This window comes from Photobacterium sp. OFAV2-7 (assembly GCF_022347985.1).
Lineage (GTDB): Bacteria > Pseudomonadota > Gammaproteobacteria > Enterobacterales > Vibrionaceae > Photobacterium.
Genome location: NZ_JAKRFQ010000267.1, coordinates 1 through 5,853, shown reverse-complemented (window position 1 = coordinate 5,853; position 5,853 = coordinate 1). Strand labels below are relative to the sequence as shown.

The 5,853-nt window shown below is 52.2% G+C and carries 5 protein-coding genes and 1 pseudogene; 4 read left to right on the top strand and 2 right to left on the bottom strand.

The window, feature by feature from the left end; translation table 11 throughout:
• Positions 1-416: HAD-IA family hydrolase (locus MHN01_RS14170; RefSeq protein ID WP_239411933.1), on the top strand; the 416-nt coding region annotated here is incomplete at its 5' end.
• On the opposite strand, the gene MHN01_RS14165 is transcribed toward MHN01_RS14170, so the two are convergent.
• Entirely contained in the window at positions 411-1,721 is a 1,311-nt protein-coding gene (locus tag MHN01_RS14165; protein WP_239411932.1) for a tetratricopeptide repeat protein, read from the bottom strand. The two genes, MHN01_RS14170 and MHN01_RS14165, sit on opposite strands and share 6 nt — an antisense overlap.
• A gap of 201 nt (positions 1,722-1,922) precedes the next feature.
• Here MHN01_RS14165 and MHN01_RS14160 point away from each other — a divergent pair, with 201 nt between their 5' ends.
• The 3 genes from MHN01_RS14160 (at position 1,923) to MHN01_RS14150 (ending at position 4,899) form a co-directional block, all read left to right on the top strand.
• Complete coding sequence (locus MHN01_RS14160) at positions 1,923-2,318, top strand: DUF3302 domain-containing protein (protein ID WP_239411931.1); 396 nt, start codon at positions 1,923-1,925, stop codon at positions 2,316-2,318.
• Entirely contained in the window at positions 2,318-3,448 is a 1,131-nt protein-coding gene (locus MHN01_RS14155; RefSeq protein ID WP_239411930.1) for an HlyD family secretion protein, read from the top strand. Before MHN01_RS14160 ends, MHN01_RS14155 begins: the two co-directional genes overlap by 1 nt.
• A gap of 80 nt (positions 3,449-3,528) precedes the next feature.
• Positions 3,529-4,899, top strand: a complete 1,371-nt coding sequence (locus MHN01_RS14150; protein WP_239411929.1) for an L-serine ammonia-lyase — start codon at positions 3,529-3,531, stop codon at positions 4,897-4,899.
• 83 nt (positions 4,900-4,982) lie between these two features.
• Here the strand turns inward: MHN01_RS14150 and MHN01_RS14145 are convergent.
• Positions 4,983-5,853: pseudogene (locus MHN01_RS14145) on the bottom strand (sodium:proline symporter); the annotation flags it as partial.

Below are 5,853 nucleotides of genomic sequence, written 5' to 3'. Positions count from 1 at the left end.
GGCTTACGCCAATCAAAGGCGTGCCGGATTTACTCGACACCTTGTCAAACATGGGATGCGATATGTGTATTGCTTCAAATGCGCCTATCAGCAAGATCGAACACACTTTAAGCCTGACCGGGCTACTGCCCTATTTCGAAGGTAAGCTCTTTAGCGGCTTTCAGGCTAACAGCTGGAAGCCTGAACCGGATATTCTCCACTTCGCCGCCATGCACATGGGTGTGATGCTACAAGAGTGCGTATTCGTTGATGATACCCCGAAGGGCGTGCAGGCCGGGATCAACGCCGATATCCGAACCTTTCACTTTGCTGCGACGCCCCACTCGGTCAAAATTAACCATCCGAAAGTGACTACCATCACGGCGATGCCGCAGCTGCTTGATTACCTTGAGGTGGATTCGGCACCGGTATCATGATGACGACTTCTTCGACTCCGCCGTAAAACTGTCCCATGAGGTGGCCCAGTTTTGCTGCTGGTACTCCTTGGTCGCTGTTTCATTCTTGGTCTCGGCTGCCAAACTGTTGTCATCGTCTTCTTCGCTTGCCACAACGCCTGCACTATCACCGGTTTCGATACCGCTAAACTCATGCTCCTGCATTGCAAGTGCACTCGGTGGCATTTCCGGCTCTACTTCCCCGTCGCGACTGGCAATCGCCTCGGCCTGTGCCGTATTTCCTACCAACTCTCCGCTGGCCAACGATGCCAGAACATCCTCGTCAGGCCGGTAGCTACTTCGAGCATATACCCGGTCCATCAGATCAATTACCCGGTGACGTGCAACTGGCTGGCGCTTAAGCAACCGAAAGACAGAATTGGCCACGCTCTGGGCCGCCAGGATAGACTCTATTCCAACATACTGCGCCGCTTCATCACGTTCGGTCTTGGCCGTTTTATGGCCAAAGCCGTTGGCAATCGAAAACCACACATAAGCGATAGCCGCATCATTGGCATCTGAACCCAAGTGCATCTTTGCGGCCAAAAACTGTGCTTCACTACTGCCCATTTCGGCTGCTCTTTCCAACCAGTAAATGGCCCGAGCGCGATCCTTGGCCACCCCGACCCCGCTCTGATAACAAAACGCAGTTTTGATGCAGCCCTTAACCTCATCGGTCAGTGCCGCTCGCACCCGCCAGCCGAATGCGACCAGAGGATCTTTGTGCTGGTTTATTTCTGCCACATACCAGTCACCGAGAAAAAGCTGCGCCTCCACATGTCCCTGTTCAGCCGCCGCGGTGATTTTTTCAACCCCTGACTCTGTATCAATCTCGGTGCCATAGCCGGATACCAGGTAATACCCCAGCTGGTACAGAGCTTCCGGCTCTTTGCGCTTGGCCAGTACGACTTGCTGCCAGTATTTCGACTTCGCCTCGCCATCAGAGTCGGACCGATCTAACCGACATAGACGGGCCAGGGCATTCTGGGCAATATCGTTGTCTAAGGCCGCAGCCTTCTGGTACCAGAAGATCGCCTTACTGATACTGGTCAGCTCAAACTCCTTTGCCAGCGACAGCTGGCTTGAAACGTGCCCGGTTTGCGCCTTGAAGACTTTTTCCTCGTGCTCTGCCACTTTGGCCTTTTCCAGGACCTGCTGATATTTTTGATCTTTGAGTACTTTCTCCTGCACTCTAACGCGCTGCGATTTCACCGCGGAAAAATAGCGGACAATCACCCAAACCAGCACCACGCCGATCAAACTCAGACCGATTACCAGGTTTGACATAACCCCTCATGCAACAATTATCTACACTCTATATAACGGCAGAATGCCGCAAAACTAGAGCTATTATGCCAGAGTAATTAACCACACAAAAAACACTGTTTAAAAATAGAGAGATTAAGAAGTACTGCAAACTCAGATAGTACCGTTATTCGATGCTACTTTTTACTTATACCATTGCCAATAACACATTAAGGATCATGGATGTTTCTCGACTACTTTGCATTGGGGGTCTTGGTGTTTGTCGCCGTTTTTTTATTCTACGGCGTGATCGCAATCCATGACATCCCCTATGAAATATCGAAAAAGCGCAACCACCCTCACCAGGATGCCATTCACTATGCTGGCTGGGTTAGTCTTTTCACCCTCCATGCCATCTGGCCATTTCTATGGATCTGGGCCACGCTATGGCGGGAAGATCGTGGCTGGGGGTTCACCAAAATCCAAAACGAACAACACGAGCTTCACCACGAAGTCCTCCAACTTACAGAACAGGTAGAGCGGCTGACCGAAAAAGTCGCGCAGCTAGAAGTTACCCAGGCCCGGCAGTCCGCCTCCTCCCACCGAAACGACAAAGTTGACCAAAAAGAGGAGGACTAATGGATTTATTGCTGATTCTTACCTATACCGCACTCTGCATCGCCATCTTTAAAATTTTCCGGATCCCGCTTAACAAATGGACAGTACCGACCGCAGTTCTGGGGGGGATCGTACTGATCGGCACCCTGATACTACTGATGAACTACAACCATCCGCACACCAACTACGGCGGTCAGTATTTTGTTACCACCCCGATTGTGCCAGGCGTAAGGGGAAAAGTGATCGATGTACCGGTATCTCCCAACCAGCCAATAAAAAAAGGCGAAGTACTGTTCAAAATAGATCCGACCCCCTTTGAGGCAGAGGTTCGACTGCAGCAAGCCTCCCTTGCCGAAGCAAAGCAATATGTTCTCGGCCTGGAGGCCGACTATAAATCTTCCCAGGCCACGACGGCTAAAGCCATCGCCGAGCGCGATCGGACCCTGCAGCAATTCAAGCGTTACGAAAAAGGCTTCAAACGCGGAGCATTTACCCAGTCAGAAGTCGATAACCGGCGCCAGTTCTATCTCAGTGCCGAAGCCTCTCTGGCTGCTGCCAGAGCCGAGGAGCGCCGCTCCAAGCTTGCCTACGAGTCTGAGATCATGGGCGAAAATACTACAGTCGCCAAAATACGCGCCCAGCTCACCCAGGCGGAATTCAATCTCAATGAAACCGTTGTCTATGCGCCTACCGATGGCTATGTAACCCAAGTAACGCTGCGCCCAGGCATGATGGCCGTACCGCTGCCGCTAAAACCCGTCATGACATTCGTTCACCAGGAAGAACAACTCTATATTGGCGCCTTTCGCCAAAACTCCCTGCTACGTCTTGAAACCGGGTTCAAAGCTGATTTTGTCTTTCGCGCCCTGCCCGGTAAAACCTTTAAAGGTGAAGTGGTCGAGGTCCTGCCAGCCATCGGTGAAAGCCAAATACAGGCATCAGGCGTACTTTACGGCAGCGACTTGCTGTTAAGGCAGGGGCGCCCATTGGTCAAACTTCGGGTCACCGATGATCTATCGCCTTTTCATCTCCCACAGGGAACTAATGTCGAGATTGCTGTCTATTCCGACAGCTTCGAACATGTATCTGTCATGCGAAAAGTGCTGATCCGCATGAAGAGCTGGCAGAACTATCTCTTCCTTGATCATTGATCCGAGATTTGGACAACCATCACGGAATAATTTGGTGTGATCAGGTTGTCTAACAGATATACAGCACGAGGGAAGCGACCATGTTATCTATTTTTGATATCTACAAAGTCGGGGTTGGTCCATCCAGCTCCCACACCAACGGTCCGATGCTGGCAGGGTTCGACTTTTGTCAGAAGGTAGACACATTAACCAACACGATTGAACGTGTTCAGGTCGACCTCTACGGTTCATTGTCACTTACCGGGAAAGGGCACCATACCGACCGCGCAACCATTCTCGGCCTGATGAACAATACCCCGGACAATATTGATATCGAACAGGCCAACGCAGCGATGGCAGAGGGCATCCAGGCCAACACACTCAACCTGGCCGGCAAGAAAACGATCGGATTTAACCCCGAGACCGACATGCTGTTTCACGATAGCAATCTACCGCTGCATGAAAACGGGATGACCATCAGCGTGTTTGATGCCGACGGCAAGCAACTCTTTCTCGAAACCTACTACTCAATCGGCGGCGGCTTTATTGCTACAGCCGATGAACTGCAAAACGGTAAATCCTCCGACACGGTCTCTGTGCCCTACCGTTTTCACTCTGCCGAAGATATTCTCAATACTGCGGAAAACGAAGGTCTGTGTATCGGTGCGATGATCCTTCGCAACGAGCTGGCCTTTCGCTCCCAGGAAGAGCTTGATGCCAAGGCCAAGCAAATCTGGACGGTCATGTCGGCCTGCATGCAACGAGGCTTCAAAACCGAGGGGGTACTGGAAGGTGGCCTGCATGTGGTGCGCCGCGCCCCGGCTTTGCTGAAAAAACTCGAAGCCAATAAAGACATCGACAATGATCCGATGACCATCCTCGATTGGGTGAATCTGTTTGCCTTTGCGGTCAGTGAAGAGAATGCCGCCGGCGGCCAGGTGGTCACCTCACCGACCAATGGCGCAGCCGGGGTGATCCCGTCGGTGCTGATGTACTACAACAAATTCATCTGTCCGCTCGACACACCCCAGATAAAAGACTTCCTGGCGGTATCGGCCGCAATCGGCATGTTGTACAAGATGAACGCCTCTATTTCCGGTGCGGAAGTCGGCTGTCAGGGAGAAATCGGGGTGTCCTCATCCATGGCGGCGGCTGGCCTGACGGCGATCCGAGGCGGCAGCAACGAGCAAATCTGTATGGCAGCCGAGATTGCCATGGAGCATTCGCTGGGGATGACTTGTGACCCTATCGGTGGGCTGGTTCAAATTCCGTGTATCGAGCGTAATGCCATGGGAGCGATCAAGGCTATCAATGCCTCGCGAATGGCCTTAAAGCGCAACAGCAAGTCGCTGGTCTCTCTCGACAAGGTTATCGAGACCATGTACCAGACCGGTAAGGACATGAACAAGAAGTACCGGGAGACCTCACTCGGTGGCCTGGCGATGATCCACCTCGCCCCGCCCTGTGAGTAATTCAAGTAAATCGAATAATTAGAAAAGAAAAAGCCAGCCGCTTAATGGCGGCTGGCTTTGATATTCGAGACTTGGTCTATGTATTAGTCAAACTCAACCAGGTTCTTCTCGTAATTCTCGTACTGCGCTTCCACTTCCTTCGATGCGCCGCCCGTCATAGAGCTAACCGCAATGATTGAGATCGTCGCAAAGATAAATCCAGGTACTATTTCGTACATATCGAACAGGCCACCTGAAAGTTGCTTCCAAATCACCACTGTAAGGGCACCAACAACAATACCTGCAAGCGCACCGTTGCGGTTCATGCCTTTCCAGAACAGGCTCAGTAGCAAGGCCGGACCGAATGCCGCACCAAAGCCAGCCCAGGCATAAGACACCAGACCCAGTACCGTGCTGTCAGGGTTCATCGCCAGCACTAGCGCAACGATAGACAGTGCGATAACCGCCACACGACCTACCAGTACAATCTCTTCTGTTGATGCCTGCGGACGGAATACCTGCTTGTAGAAATCTTCAGCCAATGCCGATGAAGACACCAGTAGCTGTGAATCCGCCGTACTCATGATTGCCGCCAGGATTGCCGCCAACAAGATGCCGGCAATCACAGGGTGGAAGATAGAGTTAACCAACAGCATGAAGATTTTCTCGCCATCGGCCAGTTCACCACCTAGCTGGTTATCGACAAACAGGATACCAACCAGACCAACCAGGATAGCACCCGCCATCGACAGGGCCGTCCATGCTACGGCGATACGACGTGCCGTACCGATATCAGCATTAGAACGGGTTGCCTTGAAACGTGCCAGGATATGCGGCTGACCAAAGTAACCCAGGCCCCATGCAGCAAGTGAGATGATCGCAATCGCCGATAGCGGCTCACCTTTCACATCGTTAAACAAGGTCATCAGCTCAGGGTTTTTCGCTTCCAGCGCCGTTGTCAGATCGCCAACACCA